This window comes from Muricoccus roseus (genome assembly GCF_900141905.1).
GTDB classification, from domain to species: domain Bacteria; phylum Pseudomonadota; class Alphaproteobacteria; order Acetobacterales; family Acetobacteraceae; genus Roseomonas; species Roseomonas rosea.
Genome location: NZ_FQZF01000011.1, coordinates 86,830 through 102,319 on the forward strand (window position 1 = coordinate 86,830; position 15,490 = coordinate 102,319).

General features: G+C 71.4%; 15 protein-coding genes. 3 read left to right on the forward strand and 12 right to left on the reverse strand.

Annotated elements, in window-relative coordinates:
• Window positions 1-20: 20 nt before the first annotated feature.
• Genes BUB97_RS10980 through BUB97_RS10990 form a run of 3 tightly spaced genes read right to left on the reverse strand, consistent with a single transcriptional unit; the run spans window position 21 to window position 2,568 of the window.
• Window positions 21-410, reverse strand: coding sequence for an MAPEG family protein (locus BUB97_RS10980; RefSeq protein WP_073134671.1), 390 nt, complete (start codon window positions 408-410; stop codon window positions 21-23).
• A complete protein-coding gene (locus tag BUB97_RS10985; protein ID WP_073134673.1) occupies window positions 407-1,735 on the reverse strand; it encodes an aspartate aminotransferase family protein in 1,329 nt (442 codons plus the stop codon). The genes BUB97_RS10980 and BUB97_RS10985 overlap by 4 nt, the downstream gene beginning before the upstream one ends.
• Window positions 1,732-2,568 carry a MurR/RpiR family transcriptional regulator gene (locus tag BUB97_RS10990; RefSeq protein WP_073134676.1) on the reverse strand — a complete coding sequence of 279 codons (837 nt, stop codon included), beginning with the start codon at window positions 2,566-2,568 and terminating at the stop codon, window positions 1,732-1,734. The genes BUB97_RS10985 and BUB97_RS10990 overlap by 4 nt, the downstream gene beginning before the upstream one ends.
• 73 nt (window positions 2,569-2,641) lie before the next feature.
• Between BUB97_RS10990 and BUB97_RS10995 the strand changes: the two genes are divergently transcribed.
• Window positions 2,642-3,280, forward strand: coding sequence for an aspartate/glutamate racemase family protein (locus BUB97_RS10995; RefSeq protein ID WP_073134678.1), 639 nt, complete (start codon window positions 2,642-2,644; stop codon window positions 3,278-3,280).
• A gap of 129 nt (window positions 3,281-3,409) precedes the next feature.
• A complete protein-coding gene (locus BUB97_RS11000) occupies window positions 3,410-4,990 on the forward strand; it encodes an aldehyde dehydrogenase (NADP(+)) (protein ID WP_073134680.1) in 1,581 nt (526 codons plus the stop codon).
• Window positions 4,991-5,179: 189 nt separating this feature from the next.
• Here BUB97_RS11000 and glgX read toward each other — a convergent pair whose 3' ends face one another.
• On the reverse strand, window positions 5,180-7,306 hold the full coding sequence (gene glgX / locus BUB97_RS11005) for a glycogen debranching protein GlgX (RefSeq protein ID WP_073134682.1): 2,127 nt from the start codon (window positions 7,304-7,306) through the stop codon (window positions 5,180-5,182).
• Between the two features lie 208 nt (window positions 7,307-7,514).
• Here glgX and BUB97_RS11010 point away from each other — a divergent pair, with 208 nt between their 5' ends.
• On the forward strand, window positions 7,515-8,042 hold the full coding sequence (locus BUB97_RS11010; RefSeq protein ID WP_086062114.1) for a MarR family winged helix-turn-helix transcriptional regulator: 528 nt from the start codon (window positions 7,515-7,517) through the stop codon (window positions 8,040-8,042).
• A 3-nt stretch (window positions 8,043-8,045) separates the two neighbouring features.
• On the opposite strand, the gene BUB97_RS11015 is transcribed toward BUB97_RS11010, so the two are convergent.
• Genes BUB97_RS11015 through BUB97_RS11050 form a run of 8 tightly spaced genes read right to left on the reverse strand, consistent with a single transcriptional unit; the run spans window position 8,046 to window position 15,478 of the window.
• Window positions 8,046-8,387, reverse strand: coding sequence for a 2Fe-2S iron-sulfur cluster-binding protein (locus tag BUB97_RS11015; RefSeq protein WP_073134684.1), 342 nt, complete (start codon window positions 8,385-8,387; stop codon window positions 8,046-8,048).
• Complete coding sequence (locus BUB97_RS11020; protein WP_073134686.1) at window positions 8,384-10,075, reverse strand: FAD-dependent oxidoreductase; 1,692 nt, start codon at window positions 10,073-10,075, stop codon at window positions 8,384-8,386. The genes BUB97_RS11015 and BUB97_RS11020 overlap by 4 nt, the downstream gene beginning before the upstream one ends.
• A complete protein-coding gene (locus BUB97_RS11025) occupies window positions 10,076-10,900 on the reverse strand; it encodes an alpha/beta hydrolase (RefSeq protein WP_073134690.1) in 825 nt (274 codons plus the stop codon).
• A 27-nt stretch (window positions 10,901-10,927) separates the two neighbouring features.
• A complete protein-coding gene (locus BUB97_RS11030) occupies window positions 10,928-11,647 on the reverse strand; it encodes an ABC transporter ATP-binding protein (RefSeq protein WP_073134692.1) in 720 nt (239 codons plus the stop codon).
• Window positions 11,634-12,425, reverse strand: a complete 792-nt coding sequence (locus BUB97_RS11035; protein WP_073134694.1) for an ABC transporter ATP-binding protein — start codon at window positions 12,423-12,425, stop codon at window positions 11,634-11,636. The genes BUB97_RS11030 and BUB97_RS11035 overlap by 14 nt, the downstream gene beginning before the upstream one ends.
• Entirely contained in the window at window positions 12,422-13,453 is a 1,032-nt protein-coding gene (locus tag BUB97_RS11040; RefSeq protein ID WP_073134695.1) for a branched-chain amino acid ABC transporter permease, read from the reverse strand. Before BUB97_RS11040 ends, BUB97_RS11035 begins: the two co-directional genes overlap by 4 nt.
• Window positions 13,450-14,322 (reverse strand): branched-chain amino acid ABC transporter permease, encoded by an 873-nt coding sequence (locus tag BUB97_RS11045; protein WP_073134696.1) that lies wholly within the window; start codon window positions 14,320-14,322, stop codon window positions 13,450-13,452. The genes BUB97_RS11040 and BUB97_RS11045 overlap by 4 nt, the downstream gene beginning before the upstream one ends.
• 4 nt (window positions 14,323-14,326) lie before the next feature.
• Window positions 14,327-15,478, reverse strand: coding sequence for an ABC transporter substrate-binding protein (locus BUB97_RS11050; protein ID WP_073134697.1), 1,152 nt, complete (start codon window positions 15,476-15,478; stop codon window positions 14,327-14,329).
• Window positions 15,479-15,490: the final 12 nt, after the last annotated feature.

A 15,490-nucleotide genomic window follows, 5' to 3' on the forward strand; every position in this document is an offset into this window, starting at 1 on the left:
GAACATCCTTCCTTGAGGGATCAGAGAACGGCGAAGATGATCGCCGCGAGCGACAGCACGGTGATGGCGAGGAAGGTCAGCATCATCCCCGCCACGCGCAGCCGGTGGTCATGCGCCTCGCGACCGATGCTGACCGCATGCGCCAGACGGCCAAGAAGCAGGCTGATGCCGGCGAGGTGCAGCGGCCACTGCGTGACGCCCATCACCTCCACAGACAGCATGAGCACCAGCGTCAGCGGCACGTATTCGGCGAAATTGCCGTGCACCCGCACCGCTCGCAGCAGCGCCGGGTCCTCGCCCGTGCCGAGCATCACCCGCGCCCGCCCGCGCGCCAGGATCGCGCGGATCGAGAGCACGAGGAAGAACAGGCCGCACAGGCCGGCATAGAGGGGCGTGACGGCGTGCATCATGCGGCCAGGGCCGCGTCCACGGCCTCCCCCAGGCGCGCCACGATCAGGTCGATCTCGGCCTCAGTCGCGGTATAGGGCGGGGCGAGCAGGATGTGGTCGCCCGCCACCCCATCCGCCGTGCCGCCGCCGGGATAAACGGCCAGCCCGCGCGCCAGGGCCTCCTCCTTGATGCGCAGGTTCAGCTTGCGCGCGGGGTCGAAGGGCCGGCGCGTCGCGCGGTCCTCCACCAGCTCGATCGCCTGGAACAGCCCGCGCCCGCGGATATCGCCGACATGGCGGTGGTTGCCGAAGCGCTCCGTCAGCCCCGCCTCCAGCCGTGCGCCCAGGGTCCGCACCCGCTCCAGCAACCCGTCCTTCGCAATGGCCTCCTGCACCGCCAGGGCCGCCGCGCAGGCGACGGGGTGCGAGAGATAGGTATGCCCGTGCGCGAAGGCGCCCGAGCCCGCCATGATCGGCGCCAGCACGCGTTCGTTCATCAGGATGGCGCCGATCGGCTGGTAGCCGCCGCCCAGCCCTTTGGCGATGGCCTGGATATCCGGCGCCACGCCCTCCTGCTCCCAGGCATGCAGGGTGCCGGTGCGGCCCATGCCGCTCATCACCTCATCCAGGATCAGCAGCGCGCCGTGCCGGTCGCAGATGGCGCGCACCGCGCGGAAATATCCGGCGGGCGGCGGCACGCAGCCGGCGGTCGCGCCCACCACCGTCTCGGCCACGAAGGCGGCCACGTTCTGCGGGCCCAGGCGCTGGAACTCCGCCTCCAGCTCCTCGGCCAGCCGCGCGACGTAACCCGCCTCGTCCTCCCCATCGCGCATGCCGCGATAGGGGAAGGCGGGCGAGACATGACTGAAGCTGTCCGCCAGCAGCGGCGCATAGGGGGCCCGCCGCGCCGCGTTGCCGCCAGCCGCGAGCGCGCCCAGCGTGTTGCCGTGATAGCTCTGCCGCCTGGCGATGAAGCGCGTACGCTGCGGCTGCCCGGCTTCCAGGAAATGCTGCCGCGCGAGCTTCAGCGCCGCCTCCATCGCCTCCGACCCGCCAGAGACGAAATAGGCGTGGCTCAGCCCGCCCGGCTCATGCCCCACCAGCATCTCGGCCAGGCGCTCGGCGGGCTCGTTCGTGAAGAAGCCGGTATGGGCATATTCCAGCGCCCCGACCTGGGCCTGCACGGCGGCGACAACGGCCGGGTGGCCGTGCCCCAGGCAGGACACCGCCGCCCCGCCGGACGCATCCAGGATCTCCCGCCCATCCGCCAGATGCAGCCAGGGGCCCTTCCCCCCTCTCGCCACGGGTGGCGCGGTGCGGCCGCGATGCAGGATGCGGGAGGTCATCGGGATTCCCCTTCGGAAGCGTAGCGGGCGAGTTCAGCGAGGCGCGCCTCGGTCTGACGCAGCCTTTCCAGGGATGCGGCGCCGCCCGCGGCGAAGACCGCGGCGGCCAGGGCCTGGGCGAGGGAGACAGCACCGGTCAGCGAGTGGAAGAAGCCGGGGCCGCCGGCCTCGAAGCGCAGCAGATGCGCGGCGCCCCGGGCCACGGGGGCGGCCGGCGAATCCGCCAGGACAACCAGCCCGGCCCCTGCGGCACGCGCCGCGGCGGCGGTCCGCACCGCCTCGGCGGAATAGGGGGCGAAGCTGGCCAGCACCACGGCGTCGCGCGCGGCGAAGGCATCCAGGTCCAGCTCCTCCGGTCCTTCCGCGCCGACCAGGCGCGTCTCCGGCCGGAACAGGCGAAGCTGGTAATGCAGCAGCCCCGCCACCACGCGGCAGGAACGGAAGCCGGCGCACCAGATGCGCGGCGCCCGATGCAGCGCCGCGGCCGCGGCGGCCACCGGCCCGGCATCCAGCGCCCCTATCGCCGCCGCGTCGGCGGCCAGCATCGCCGCCGGCAGGTCGTCCCGCGCGCGGGCCCGGCCGGAAAAGGGCGCGGGCGGCCGCCGCGCCTCCACCAGCGCGGCGCGCAACGGCTCCCACCCGGCATAGCCCAGCGCCTGGGCCAGCCGCGTGAAGCTGGCCGGCGTCGCGCCCGCATCGGCCGCCAGCTCCCGCATCGAACGGGTTGTGGCGTCGAAGGCATGGTCCGCCAGGTAGCGTGCCGCCTCCCGCAGCCGGGGCGGCAGCTCCGGCAGGGCCAGGCGCAGGCGGTCCAGCGGCGCATCGGGAGACATGAAACGTATAGTGCACCGTTGCGGATGTTTCGCAACACTTGTTTCGGCGGCGGCGGCGCGTCACACTCGCCCCATGCGGATCGCCCTCATCCATGCCCTGCGCCATTCCCCCCCGCCCATCGAGGCCGCCTTCGCCCGGATCTGGCCCGAAGCGGTGCTGATGAACCTCCTAGATGACAGCCTTTCCGCCGACCTCGCGCGCGACGGCGCCCTGACGCCCGCGATGACGGAGCGCTTCCTCGCCTTGTCGCGCTACGCCGTGGCCGCGGGGGCGCAGGCTATCCTCTTCACCTGCTCCGCCTTCGGCCCCTGCATCGACGCCGTGGCGGCGGAGCTCGCCCCCCTCCCCGTCCTCAAGCCCAACGAGGCCATGGTGGCCGATGCCGCCGCCCTGGGAGGGCGGATCGGCCTCCTCGCCAGCTTCGCCCCCACGCTGGACAGCATGCCGCCGGAATTCCCGGGCAATGTCACTCTCGTCCCTCGCCTGGCGGAGGGCGCGCTGGACGCGCTGAACCGCGGCGACGCCGACGCGCATGACCGCCTGGCCGCCGAAGCCGCGCGCGACCTCGGGGATTGCGACGCCATCGCCCTCGCGCAGTTCAGCCTCGCCCGTGCGGCCCCAATGGTGGCGGCGGCGACCGGGAAGCCCGTGCTCACCACACCGGACAGCGCGGTGCGCGCCTTGCGGGCACGGCTCGAAGGGCGCGTCTGACCGGGGCACCCCACTCGGACGGCAACTTGTCAGACAAGTCGGAGGCTGTGCTATAGCACTTTCCACGTCGCCGGCCCTGGTCCGGCCGCGTCCAGACCAGACGAGCCAGGCCAGACGAGGGAAGTGCCCATGCCCATCTCCGGCGAAATGCTGATCGGCGCCACCGCGCTCCGCGGCACGGACAAGCCCATCCGCGCGATCGAGGCCGCCACCGGCCAGCCCATGGAACCCGCCTTCGGCGGCGGCACCGCGGCCGATGTGGACCGCGCCTGCTCGCTCGCCTGGGCCGCCTTCGACACCTATCGCGAGACCGCGCCCGAGGCCCGCGCTGCCTTCCTGGAAGCCTGCGCCCAGGCCATCCTCGACATCGGCGACGAGCTGATCACCCGCGCCATGGCCGAGAGCGGACTGCCTCGCGGCCGGCTGGAGGGCGAGCGCGGTCGCACCGTCGGCCAGCTCCGCCTCTTCGCCGGGGAGGTGCGGGACGGCTCCTACCTCTCCGCTCGGATCGACCCGGCCCTGCCGGCCCGCGCCCCCCTGCCCCGCCCGGACCTGCGCCTGCGCATGATCCCGCTCGGCCCCGTGGCCGTCTTCGGCGCCTCCAACTTCCCCCTCGCCTTCTCGGTCGCGGGCGGCGACACCGCCTCGGCCCTGGCCGCTGGCTGCCCGGTGGTGGTGAAGGCCCATTCCGCCCATCCCGGTACATCCGAGCTGGTGGGCCGCGCCATCCAGGGCGCGGTGAAGGCCGCCGGCCTGCCGGAAGGCGTCTTCTCCATGCTGTTCGGCTCCGGCCAGGTGGTCGGCCAGGGGCTGGTGGCGGACCCGCGCATCAAGGCGGTCGGCTTCACCGGCTCCCGCTCCGGCGGCACGGCGCTGATGAAGACCGCGGCCGCCCGGCCCGAGCCCATCCCCGTCTATGCGGAGATGAGCAGCATCAACCCCGTCTTCCTGCTGCCCAAGGCCATGGCCTCCCGCGCCGCCGCCATCGGCAAGGGCTTCGTCGGGTCGCTGACCCTCGGCGCCGGCCAGTTCTGCACGAATCCCGGCCTCGTCCTCGCGCTCGAAGGCCCGGATCTCGACACCTTCCTCGCCTCCGCCACCGAGGCGCTCGGCGGCGCCCCCGCCCAGACCATGCTGACCCCAGGCATCCTCAGCGCCTATCAGACCGGCGTCTCCCACCTCGCGGGCAACAACCGCGTCCGCAAGGTGGCCTCCGGCCAGCTCGCCACCGCCGGAACCCAGGGCGAGGCCGCGCTGTTCGAAACCACCGCCGCCCATTTCATGGATGACCCCGCCCTCGCCGAGGAGGTCTTCGGCGCCGCCTCCCTCGTCATCCGCTGCCCGGATGTCGAGACGATGCTGCGCCTGGCCGAAGGGCTGGAAGGCCAGCTGACCGCCACCATCCAGATGGAGGAAGGCGATGTGGAGATGGCGAAGAAGCTGCTGCCGGTGCTGGAGCGCCGCGTGGGCCGCATCCTCGTCAACGGCTACCCGACCGGCGTCGAGCTGAGCCACGCCATGGTCCATGGCGGCCCCTACCCCTCCACCTCCGACGGCCGCTCCACCTCCGTCGGCACGATGGCCATCACCCGCTTCCTGCGCCCGGTCTGCTACCAGGACATGCCGGAAGCCCTCCTCCCCGCGGCGCTGCGCAACGACAATCCGATGGGGCTGTGGCGGCGCGTGGATGGGGCACTCGGCCAGAAGTAGGCGCGGCTGCCCGGGGGAGCGCCGCTCCCCGGGCCCCCTCGCCGGGGAGCCAACGGGCTCCCCGGACCCACGATCGGACTGCCGTGGATACCCCGAATCGGCGGGGCCTCTGGGTGAAGGGCGTTTCCTGCCCTTGTAGTCGCCTCGGGTCTTGGACCCGAGGCGCACCGTCAGCTCAGGCTAGGGTTTTCACCCTTCCGGCTGCAGCAGGAACAGTACCACCGACCGCCCGGTGGCCTGGTACACCGCCCCGAACTCGAAGGCCTCGCCGTCATCCTCCGGCAGGTTGGTATCGGCCAGAAGCTGCCAGCCCTTGCCGCCCGACGCTTCCGGCAGGGTGAATTCCACCATGTCGTGGTAGCCGTTGATGACGATCAGCACGGTGGCGTCCTGCGCACGCTTGCGGATGCCGGTCACCTGCGCGCGGCCGTCCATCACCATGCCGAAGCACTTGGCGTTCGCGTCCTCCCAGTCGCCCGGCTGCATCTCGCCGCCATTGGCGTTGATCCAGGTGACGTCGCGAATGCCCAGCTCCTCGTTCATCTCGCCCGTGAAGAAGCGGGTGCGGCGGAGGATGGGGTATTTGTGCCGCAGCGTGAGGAGCTTCTGGGTGAAGCGGATGAGGGACTGGCCCTTCTCCTCGATCTCCCAGTTGAGCCAGCTGATCTCGTTGTCCTGGCAATAGGCGTTGTTGTTGCCGCCCTGGGTGCGCCCGAACTCGTCGCCGGCCAGCAGCATGGGCGTGCCCTGGGCCACGAACAACGTAGCCAGGAAGTTGCGGATCTGGCGCTCCCGCAGCGCGGTCACCTCGGGGTCGTCGGTCGGGCCTTCCGCCCCGCAGTTCCAGGAGCGGTTGTGCGAATGGCCGTCGTTGTTGTCCTCACCATTCGCCTCGTTGTGCTTCTCGTTGTAGGAGACCGTGTCATTCAGCGTGAAGCCGTCATGGGCGGTGATGAAGTTCACCGAGGCCCAGGCGCGGCGGCCGCTGTTGTTGAACACGTCGCCTGAGCCGCAGAGGCGTGGGGCCAGCTCCGCCGGCGTCGCCTCGCCGCGCCAGAAGTCGCGCACCGTGTCGCGGAACTTGTCGTTCCACTCCGCCCAGCCCGCGGGAAAGCTGCCGACCTGGTAGCCGCCCGGCCCGATATCCCAGGGCTCCGCGATCAGCTTCACTTGCGAGAGGACGGGGTCCTGCTGGCAGACCTTCAGGAAGCCGCTCTGCTCGTCGAACCCGTGCGGCTCACGCGCCAGGATGGTGCCGAGGTCGAAGCGGAAGCCGTCGATATGCATCTCCTGCACCCAGTAGCGCAGGCTGTCCGTTACGGTCTGGATCACGCGGGGGTGGGAGAGGTTCACCGTGTTCCCGGTGCCCGTGTCGTTGATGTAGTAGCGGGGCTGGTCCGGCAGCAGGCGGTAGTAGCTGGCGTTGTCGATGCCCTTGAAGGACAGCGTCGGCCCCTTCTCGTTCCCTTCCGCCGTGTGGTTGTAAACCACGTCCAGGATCACCTCGAGGCCGGCTTCGTGCAGCCGGGCCACCATCTCCTTGAACTCGCGCAGGCTGTTCGGCACGTCGGAGGCGTAGCGCGGGTCGGGCGCGAAAAAGCCGATGCTGTTGTAGCCCCAGTAGTTGGTGAGCCCCTTCTGAAGCAGGAAGTCGTCGTTGATGAAGGTGTGGATCGGCAGCAGCTCCACCGAGGTGACGCCGAGCGAGCGGATGTAGTCCACCACCTCCTTCTGCCCGAGGCCGGCATAGGTGCCGCGCAGCTCCTCCGGCACCTTCGGGTGCAGCTTGGTGAAGCCCTTCACATGGGTCTCGTAGACGATGGTGTGGTCCCAGGGCACGAACTGGCGCTCCGGCTCCCCATGCCAGTCGAAGTTGGGGTCCACGATCACGCATTTCGGCATGAAGGCGGCGCTGTCGCGCTCGTCGAAGGTCAGGTCGTCCCCGGTTTCCATCTTGTAGCCGAACACCGCCGGGTCCCAGGTCAGCTCGCCCGCATGGGCGCGGGCATAGGGGTCCAACAGCAGCTTGTTCGGGTTGAAGCGGTGCCCGGCCTCCGGCTCATAGGGGCCATGGACGCGGTAGCCGTAGAAGGTGCCGGGCCCGACATCGGGCAGGTAGCCGTGGAAGATCTGGTTCGTGTATTCGGGCAGCTCAATCCGCTCGATCTCCCGCTCCCCCGTGCTGTCGAAGAGGCAGACCTCCACCTTCGTCGCATTGGCGGTGAAGAGGGCGAAGTTCGTGCCCTGCCCATCCCAGTTCGCCCCGCGGGCGGCGGGAGAGCCTTCCTTGATCCGCGCTTTGATGATGTCCGCCAAGGTGCCGTTCCGATCGTTTTGGTGAGGGAAGCGGAAACGCTCCCCAGCGGGACGGGAACGGGGCGCAGGGCTGCCGGTTCGGCCCTGGCCCGGGGCCTACGCGGACGTGATCTGAACCGGGCGGCGGGCCGGGGATTTGCGGCGGGCGAGGCCCTGGCCTACATCGCCGCTCCCCCCGCCTCGCCTGGCCGAAAGGTTCCCGCCCCCCATGCCCGCGCCCCGCGACGCCACGGCGCGACCGCCGCGCAGGCGCACCGGCCCCGCCACCCTGCTGCCCCCCGACCCCGGCGCGGCGCTGCTGCAGCGGCCCGGCGTGCTCGTCCGCCGCCTGCACCAGGTCCATTCGGCCATGTTCCAGGAGGAAACGGCCAGCTTCGGCATTACCCCGGTGCAGTACAGCCTGCTGACCCTGCTGACGGAGCATCCCGGGCTGGAACAGGGCGCCGCCGCCGCCGGGTTGCGGCTGGACCGCTTCACCACCGCCGATGTCGTGCGCCGGCTGGAAGCGGCCGGGCTGGTGCAGAGGAAGCCGGGCCAGGACCGCCGCGCGAAGGGGCTGTCCCTGACCCGGCGGGGGGCGAATGTGTTCGCCGCGATGCGCGAGGGCGTGCAGCGCGCCCATGACCGGTTGGTGGAGCCCCTGCCACCCAGCCGCCGGGAGGCGTTCCTCAAGGCGCTGCAGCAGTTGGTGGAGCATCACGGCACCGTCGGCACGCCCCCGCCGAAGGTGCGCTGAGGATCAGGCCCCCGGCTCGGGCGGCCTTTCATCCGGCGGGGCGATAGCGGTGACCAGGTCCCGCAGCAGCGCCTTGTTCGGCAGCGGGTCCAGCCGCATTTCGCGCGCCTCCAGCCGGATGGTGCAGGCATAGCCGACGCGCCCGTCCACCAGCATCATGCACTCCTTGCACGCATTGGCGTTCAGGCAGGCATAGCGCATGGCCAGGCTGGGGTCGGCGCATTCCCGCACCCAGCGCAGCCCGTCCAGCACGGATTGCCCGGCCTCGAAGGGCACCTCGAAGCGGTCGCGCCGTGGGGCCTCGCCCGGCCCGCCGCGATGGATGGAGAGGGTTGCGACGCTCATGCGGCCTCCGCCACGGGCTGGCGGCCCAGGCGCAGCTGCCCGTCCCGCAGCGCCAGGGTCTGGTTGTGCCCCCAGGCCGGGTCGAGGCCCGGATGGTCCTCGCGCTGATGCGCGCCGCGGCTTTCGGTGCGGGCCGCGGCGGCCAGCACCACGGCCTCGGCCACCTGCAGCCCGGCGCGGAGGTCGAACCAGTCGGCACGGGCGAGGTCGTGGGGCAGGGGCGGGCCGGGCGGCGCCTCACCCAGCTCGGCCGAGAGGGCCTGAAGCCGCTGCCCGGCGCGGGCCAGCCCCTCCGCCGTGCGGAAGGCGCCGACATCGTCGGCCATGATGTCCTGCAGGCGCCGGAACAGGGCGGCGGTGTTCATCCCCGGCCGGGCGGGGCCGGTGCCTCCGGCGAGCGCCAGCGCCTCGGCCGCCGCCGCTTCGTCCCAGCCCTCGCCATCCCGCCGCGCCAGGGCGGCGGCTTCCCGCCCGGCGACGCGGCCGAAGGCGAGGGCTTCCGTGATGGCATTGCCGGAGAGGCGGTTGGCCCCGTTCGCGCCGCCCACCGCCTCGCCCGCCGCGAAGAGGCCGGGCAAGCCGGTATCCATGCGCGCATCCACGCGGATGCCGCCCATGTGGTAATGGGCGATCGGCGCCACCTCCACGGGGGTGCGGGTCAGGTCGATGCCGTTGGCGGCCAGCCGGTCGATCACCGGGCCGAAATTCTCCCGCAGCACCGCCTCCGGCACGTGCTGGAAGCTCAGCCAAGCCCCGCCGGAGGGCGAGCCTCGCCCGGCCGCGACCTCCCTGGTGATGGCATAGGTCGCCAGGTCGCGCGTGACGACGTAGCGGCCGCCATCCGGGGCGCCGTAGCGGTCCGTGAACTCCTCCATGGCGCCGTTCAGCAACCGCCCGCCCAGCTTGTAGCGGAAGGGATCCCACATGATCGGGTCCATGCCGATCATCCGGGGCGCGAGATGGCCGATGGGGAAGAACTGCACGAATTCCATGTCCACCAGCTCAGCGCCGGCGCGCAGGGCCAGGGCATAGCCGTCGCCGGCCATGTTCGAGGAGGCGCTGTTGCGCCGGTACAGCCGCGTCAGCCCGCCTGTCGCGATGACCGTGGCCCCGGCGGACATGCGGAGTGGCACGCCATGCGCGAGGTCCAGCGCCACCGCGCCCCGGACCCGCCCGCCGGAGGTGACGAGGTCCGTCACCAGCACCTCGCCCATGCGGCGGATGCCACCCTCCCGCTGGGCCCGCGCGCGCAGGGCGCGGGAGACGGCGGGGCCGGTGCTAAGGAAATCCACATAGACACAGCGCGGCCGGTCATGCCCCGGCGCCTGCACCTGCCGGATTCGCCCATCCGGGTGGCGGGCCCAGCCGGTCCTCCACTCGTCCATCTCGCGGATGACCTCGGCGCCCTCCTCGCAGAGCAGCCGGGCGAGGCGCGGGTCGCACAGCCCCCGCCCGGCGGCCAGCGTATCCGCCAGATGGTGGCTCCAGTCGTCCTCGGTCTCGCTGCCCAGGGCGGCGGCGACGGTCATCTGCGCCATCACTGTGGCGCCGCCGCGCCCGATGAGGGAGCGGTCCAGCAGCAGCACCCGCGCGCCCCGCCGGGCCGCCTCGATCGCCGCGTAGAGCCCCGCCCCGCCCGCGCCGATGACCAGCACATCGGTGCGCAGCAGGGGCGCCTCCACCGCCATCTAGAGCAGCGCCCCGGCGGCCTTCAGCAGCGCCCCGCCGGGCTGCCGCAACTGGGCGAGGATGCTGAAATGGTCCTCCCCCTCCAGCGCCATCAGCGGCCCCGGCGCCCCGGCCGCGGCGCGGCGGGCGTGGAAGACCTCGGATTGCCGCCGCAGCTCCGGCAGCTCCCTCGCGCCATAGGCGACGGCGACCGGCTTGAGGCTCACCGGCAGGCGCTGGGGGGAGAGCGCCGCGACCTCCCCCTCCGTCAGCTTCAGCGCATCGTTCAGGCCGGTGCCGCGGATCGGTTCCAGGTCGAAGATGCCCGAGATGGCGAGCGCCGCCCGCACGAGGGGATGATCCGCCAGCAGCGCCGCCAGATGCCCGCCGGCCGACCAGCCCGAGAGGATCAGCGGCCCCCCGATGCCATGCGCCGCGCCGTTCGCCGCCAGCCAGTCCAGCGCGCGCCGCAGCTCGCCCACGATCTCCGTCAGGCTCGCCTCCGGAGCCAGGGTGTGGCCGGGCAGCGCCGCCGACCAGCCCTGGGCCAGCGCCCCCTCCGCCATGCAGGAGAACCCCTCCCGCGCGTTCTTCTGCCAATAGCCGCCATGGATGAAGACAAGGCAGGGCGCATCGGCCCTCGCTGCCGGGAACAGGTCCCAGCCCTGGCGCGGCGTGGCGCCGTAGAGCCGTTCCAGCCCTTCCGGCCGCGCCGCGCGCAGCGCCGCCGAATCCGCCGCCCAGCCGGCCACCATGGCGCTGCCCTCCGGCACGGCCGCGTTGTTGTTATAGGCGGCGCTCAGCGTCGCGCGGTCCCAGCCGCGCCAGGCCTCGTCCTCGGTCATGGCATCCCCCCTCGTCAGGCCGCCCCCTCAGGCGGCAAAGGCCCGCCCGCCCAGATAGGCCTCGCGGACATCGCTGCTCTCCAGCAGCTCGGCGCCCGTGCCCGCGCGCACCACGCGGCCGGTTTCCAGCAGATAGGCGCGGTCGCAGAGGCTCAGCGCGGCCAACGCGTTCTGCTCGACCATCAACACCATCAGCCCCTGGCGGCGCACCTCCTGCACGATCTCGAAGACCTGCTCGACCAGGTTCGGCGCCAGCCCCAGGGAGGGTTCGTCGAACATCACCAGCCTCGGGCGGGACATCAGCGCGCGGGCGATGGCCAGCATTTGCTGCTCCCCGCCCGACAGCGTGCCGGCTGCCTGCGCCGCCCGCTCCCGCAGCCGGGGGAAGCGCGCATACATCGCCTCCAGATCCTCCCGGATGCCGGCGGAATCACGCCGCAGCAGCGCGCCCATGACGAGGTTCTCCCGCACCGAGAGATGCGGGAAGACGCGCCTTCCCTCCGGGCAGTGGGCGATGCCGCGCCGCAGGATCTCCCCGGGCGGCAGCCCCGCGATCGGCGCCCCGTCCCAGGTGATCCGGCCCGCGGCCGGGCGCAGCAGGCCGCTGATCGTCTTCAGCGTGGTGGATTTCCCCGCGCCATTGGCGCCGATCAGGCTGACCAGCTCCCCCGGCCGCACCTCCAGCGACACGCCCGAGAGCGCGGCGACGCGGCCATAGGAGACGGAGACATCCTCAAGCCGCAGCATGGCCCACTCCCTCAGGCGCGCCGCCGAGATAGGCGCGGATCACCTCCGGATTCTCCCGGATGGCCGCGGGCGGTCCATCGGCGATGATGCGCCCCTGGTTCAGCACCACGATCCGGTCCGAGATCCGCATCACCATCGCCATGTCGTGCTCCACCAGCAGGATGGTGGTGCCGCGGTCCCGCAGTTGGCGGATCAGCGCCATGCAATCGGCGGTCTCGGATGGGTTCAGCCCCGCCGCCGGCTCGTCCAGCAGCAGCAGGCGCGGTGCCGCCGCCGCGGCCAGGGCGATGCCCAGGCGCCGCTGCTCGCCATAGGCGAGGGAATCCGCCCGCGCCGCCGCCCGCGCGGAGAGCCCGACGAAGTCCAGCATCGCCATCGCCTCGTCGCGCAGCCGCGCCTCCTCCCGCCGGCGTCCCGGCAGGGGGATGAAGGCCTCGAGCAGCCCCGCGCGGCCGCGCAGATGCAGGGCCATCAGCGCGTTCTCGAGCACGGTGCAGGCGCCGAAAATACTGGTTCGCTGGAAGCTGCGCACGAGGCCCAGCGCCGCGATGCGCTCGGGCGAGAGGCCGATAATGTCCCGCCCCTCGAAGTGGATGGTGCCGCGGCGGGGGCGGATATAGCCGGTGATGGCGTTGAAGGCCGTGGTCTTGCCCGCGCCGTTCGGCCCGATGAGGCTCACCACCTCGCCCTGCCCCACCTCGAAGCCGAGATCGGAGACGGCGACCAGCCCGCCGATCTGCACCATCACATGCTCGACCCGCAGAAGCGGCGCGGTCATCCCACGCCCTCCCGCACGGGGGTGGGCAGGGCCTGCGTGGCGGGCCGGCGGGCCGGCAGCCAGGCGGCCACCGCCGGCACGATGCCGCGCGGCAGGAACATGACGAGCAGGATCATCGCCGCGCCATAGGCGATCCACTGCGCCTCCGGCCGCGCGGAGCCGCGCAGCATATCCGGCAGCAGCCCGAAGATCAGCCCGCCCACCACCGGCCCCCAGAGCGTGCCCTTGCCGCCCGTGATCACCATGATGACCATGGTGACGGTGTAGATGAACAGGAACACGTCCGGGTCCACGATGCGGACGTAATGGGCGAAGAGGCTCCCGGCCGCACCCGCGATGCCAGCGGAGACCACCGTCGCGATCACGAGGTAATGCGTCGCGCGGATTCCGACGGAGCGCGCGAGCGTCTCGTTCTCCCGCAGGGCCACCAGCGCGCGCCCGATGCGGGAATGCACGATCTGCCGCACGACGAGGAAGGCCAGCACCCCCACGCCGAGGACGAGCCAATAGGTCTGCGCCTTGGAGGTGAGGTCCACCACGCCCTGCCCCGGCCACCAGAGCGAGAAGGGCGGAATGCCGACCAGCGCCATCGGCCCCTGCGTCAGCTCCACCCAGTTCAGCGCCAGCATCCGCAGCACCTGCGCGAAGCAGATGGTGATGATGACGAAATAGGCCCCGCGGATGCGGAAGGCGAGCCGCCCCAGCAGCCAGCCGAAGACGCCCGCCACGAGGATGGCCGAGAGGAAGCCGACATAGACGGGCTGCGGCTCCAGCCGAAGCCGCATCCCGAAGCCGATCCCGATATCGAAGCCCAAGGAGGCCAGCGCGCTGGCATAGGCGCCCAGGCCGAAGAAGGCCGCATGCCCCAGGCTGAGCTGGCCCGTATAGCCCAGCAGCAGGTTCAGGCTGATCGCCCCGATGATGAAGATGCCGGCCGAGGTCAGCACCGCCAGCATGTAGGGGTCGGGCGCGACGACCGGCAGCAGCGCCATGGCCAGGACGAAGGCCCAGCCGACAAGCCCGCTCATCCCACCCGCTCCTTCAGGGCCACCAGCCCCTGCGGGCGGATCGCCAGCACGAGGATGATGAGCAGGAAGCCGAAGGCATCTCGGTATTCGGTAGAGACGAAGCCGCCGCCGAATTCCTCGACATAGCCGAGCGCGAAGCCCCCGATTACCGCGCCGGGCAGGTTGCCCAGCCCGCCGAGAATGACGATGGCGAAGGCCTTCAGCCCCACCAGGTCCCCCATGGTGGGCGAGACCATGAAGACCGGGCCCAGCAGCGCCCCCGCCGCCGCCGCGAGGCCCGAGCCGATGGCGAAAGTGGCGGTGCTGACCCAGCCCACGCGTACGCCCATCAGCGAGGCCGTCTCCGAATCCTGGAAGGTGGCCCGCATGGCGATCCCCGCGCGGGTGCGCTCCAGCAGCAGCCAGAAGCCAAGGAGCAGCGCGCAGGCGACCCCGAGCACGAAGAGCCGCAACGGCATGACCGAGACCGGCCCCAGCACCAGCGGCGTTCCGCCGAAGGGTGTGGGAACCAGCTTGGCCACCCCGCCCCAGGCCCACATGGCCGCGTTCTGCAACACCAGCGCCGCGCCGATCATCGCCAGCATGACGGAATCGATATCGGCCCCGCGCAGCGGGCGCAGCAGCAGCACCTCGATGGCCGCTCCCAGCGCCACGCCCAGCAGGGTGGCGAGCAGCAGCGAGAGGAAGAAATCCAGCTGCAGCAACGACACCAGCGCATAGGTCATGTAAGCGCCGAAGGTATAGAGCTCGCCATGCGTGAAGTTAACCACCCGCATGACGCCGAAGATCAGCGTCAACCCGATCCCCAGCAGCGCGTAGGTGCCGCCGAGGACCGTGCCGTTGACGAGGTGCTGGAGCGCCTGGTCCATCCTCTCAGAGCAGCCCGGTCTTGCCTTCGGAGAGGGTGACGATCGCGACATTGGGCTTGTTCTGCCCGCTCTCGCGCCCCGCCGGCCCTTCCTTCATGAAGGCGATGTCGCCGTTCACGCCCTGCAGCTTCACCTTCCACAGCGCCTCGCGGATCGCCTCGGATTCGGCGCGCCCGGCGAGCTTGATGGCCTCAACGACCGTCAGCACCGCGTCATAGCCACGGAAGCCCTCCGTCAGCCCGGCGAATTCCCAGCCATGCTTGTTCCATTCGTCCGTGTAGGCCTTCGCGATCGCCGGATAGGGCGCGCGCTCGGGGAACCAGGGCGCGTAGAACAGGATGTGGTAACTGGTGTTGCCGGCCGGCAGCGGGTTGGCCAGCAGCGCATCGGGGAAGGACCCACCGGTGGTCACCCAGCGCTTGCCCAGCCGCTGCTCCACCCCCTGGCGCAGCGCGAGGGTCTGCTGCTCCACCCCCGTGGTGAGGAACACCGTGTCCCCGTCGGACTGCTTCAGCGCCGTGATCTGGGCGGAGAGGTCGGTCGCCTCCGGGGTCATCGTCTCTGTGCGGCCGATGCCGATGCCCTTGGCCTGGAGGGCGGCGGTGAACTTCTCCGTCGCGCCGCGGCCGAAGTCGTTGTTGACGGAGAGGAAGTCGATCTTGCGGATCGCCGGGGAGAACTTCGCCAGCTGCTCGGCGAAGGCCACCGCCTCCATCTCCGAGGTGGGAGCGATGCGGAAGACATAGGGGTTGCCGGAGGTGGTGATGCGCGCCGCCGAGGAGGTCTCGACCACCATCGGCACCTTGTACTCCAGCAGCTTGGGCATGATGGAAAGCGTGAAGGTGGAGCTCCAGGCGCCGATCATCACCGGCACCCTGTCGCGCAGCACCAGCTTCTCCGCCGCCGCCACCGCCTCGCGCGGGTTGGACTTGTTGTCCTCCAGCACGAGCTGGATCGGTGCGCCGAGCACGCCGCCGGCGCGGTTGAGCACGTCCACCGCGATCTTCGCGCCATTCGCGACATAGTTGCCCGAAGCGGCGACGGAGCCTGTCAGCGGCTGGGTCATGCCGATCTTGATCGGATCGGCGGCGAAGCCCGTTCGGTGCAGCGCGGGCAGGGCGAGGCCCGTCAGAAGGGCGGTGCGTCTGGTCAGCATGGCGTTGGCTCC

What these genes read in the sequence shown, in the direction of transcription:
- BUB97_RS10980 (WP_073134671.1), bottom strand. Translation starts at nt 410, where the DNA reads ATGATGCACGCCGTCACGCCCCTCTATGCCGGCCTGTGCGGCCTGTTC.
- BUB97_RS10985 (WP_073134673.1), bottom strand. Translation starts at nt 1,735, where the DNA reads ATGACCTCCCGCATCCTGCATCGCGGCCGCACCGCGCCACCCGTGGCG.
- BUB97_RS10990 (WP_073134676.1), bottom strand. Translation starts at nt 2,568, where the DNA reads ATGTCTCCCGATGCGCCGCTGGACCGCCTGCGCCTGGCCCTGCCGGAG.
- BUB97_RS10995 (WP_073134678.1), top strand. Translation starts at nt 2,642, where the DNA reads ATGCGGATCGCCCTCATCCATGCCCTGCGCCATTCCCCCCCGCCCATC.
- BUB97_RS11000 (WP_073134680.1), top strand. Translation starts at nt 3,410, where the DNA reads ATGCCCATCTCCGGCGAAATGCTGATCGGCGCCACCGCGCTCCGCGGC.
- BUB97_RS11010 (WP_086062114.1), top strand. Translation starts at nt 7,515, where the DNA reads ATGCCCGCGCCCCGCGACGCCACGGCGCGACCGCCGCGCAGGCGCACC.
- BUB97_RS11015 (WP_073134684.1), bottom strand. Translation starts at nt 8,387, where the DNA reads ATGAGCGTCGCAACCCTCTCCATCCATCGCGGCGGGCCGGGCGAGGCC.
- BUB97_RS11020 (WP_073134686.1), bottom strand. Translation starts at nt 10,075, where the DNA reads ATGGCGGTGGAGGCGCCCCTGCTGCGCACCGATGTGCTGGTCATCGGC.
- BUB97_RS11025 (WP_073134690.1), bottom strand. Translation starts at nt 10,900, where the DNA reads ATGACCGAGGACGAGGCCTGGCGCGGCTGGGACCGCGCGACGCTGAGC.
- BUB97_RS11030 (WP_073134692.1), bottom strand. Translation starts at nt 11,647, where the DNA reads ATGCTGCGGCTTGAGGATGTCTCCGTCTCCTATGGCCGCGTCGCCGCG.
- BUB97_RS11035 (WP_073134694.1), bottom strand. Translation starts at nt 12,425, where the DNA reads ATGACCGCGCCGCTTCTGCGGGTCGAGCATGTGATGGTGCAGATCGGC.
- BUB97_RS11040 (WP_073134695.1), bottom strand. Translation starts at nt 13,453, where the DNA reads ATGAGCGGGCTTGTCGGCTGGGCCTTCGTCCTGGCCATGGCGCTGCTG.
- BUB97_RS11045 (WP_073134696.1), bottom strand. Translation starts at nt 14,322, where the DNA reads ATGGACCAGGCGCTCCAGCACCTCGTCAACGGCACGGTCCTCGGCGGC.
- BUB97_RS11050 (WP_073134697.1), bottom strand. Translation starts at nt 15,478, where the DNA reads ATGCTGACCAGACGCACCGCCCTTCTGACGGGCCTCGCCCTGCCCGCG.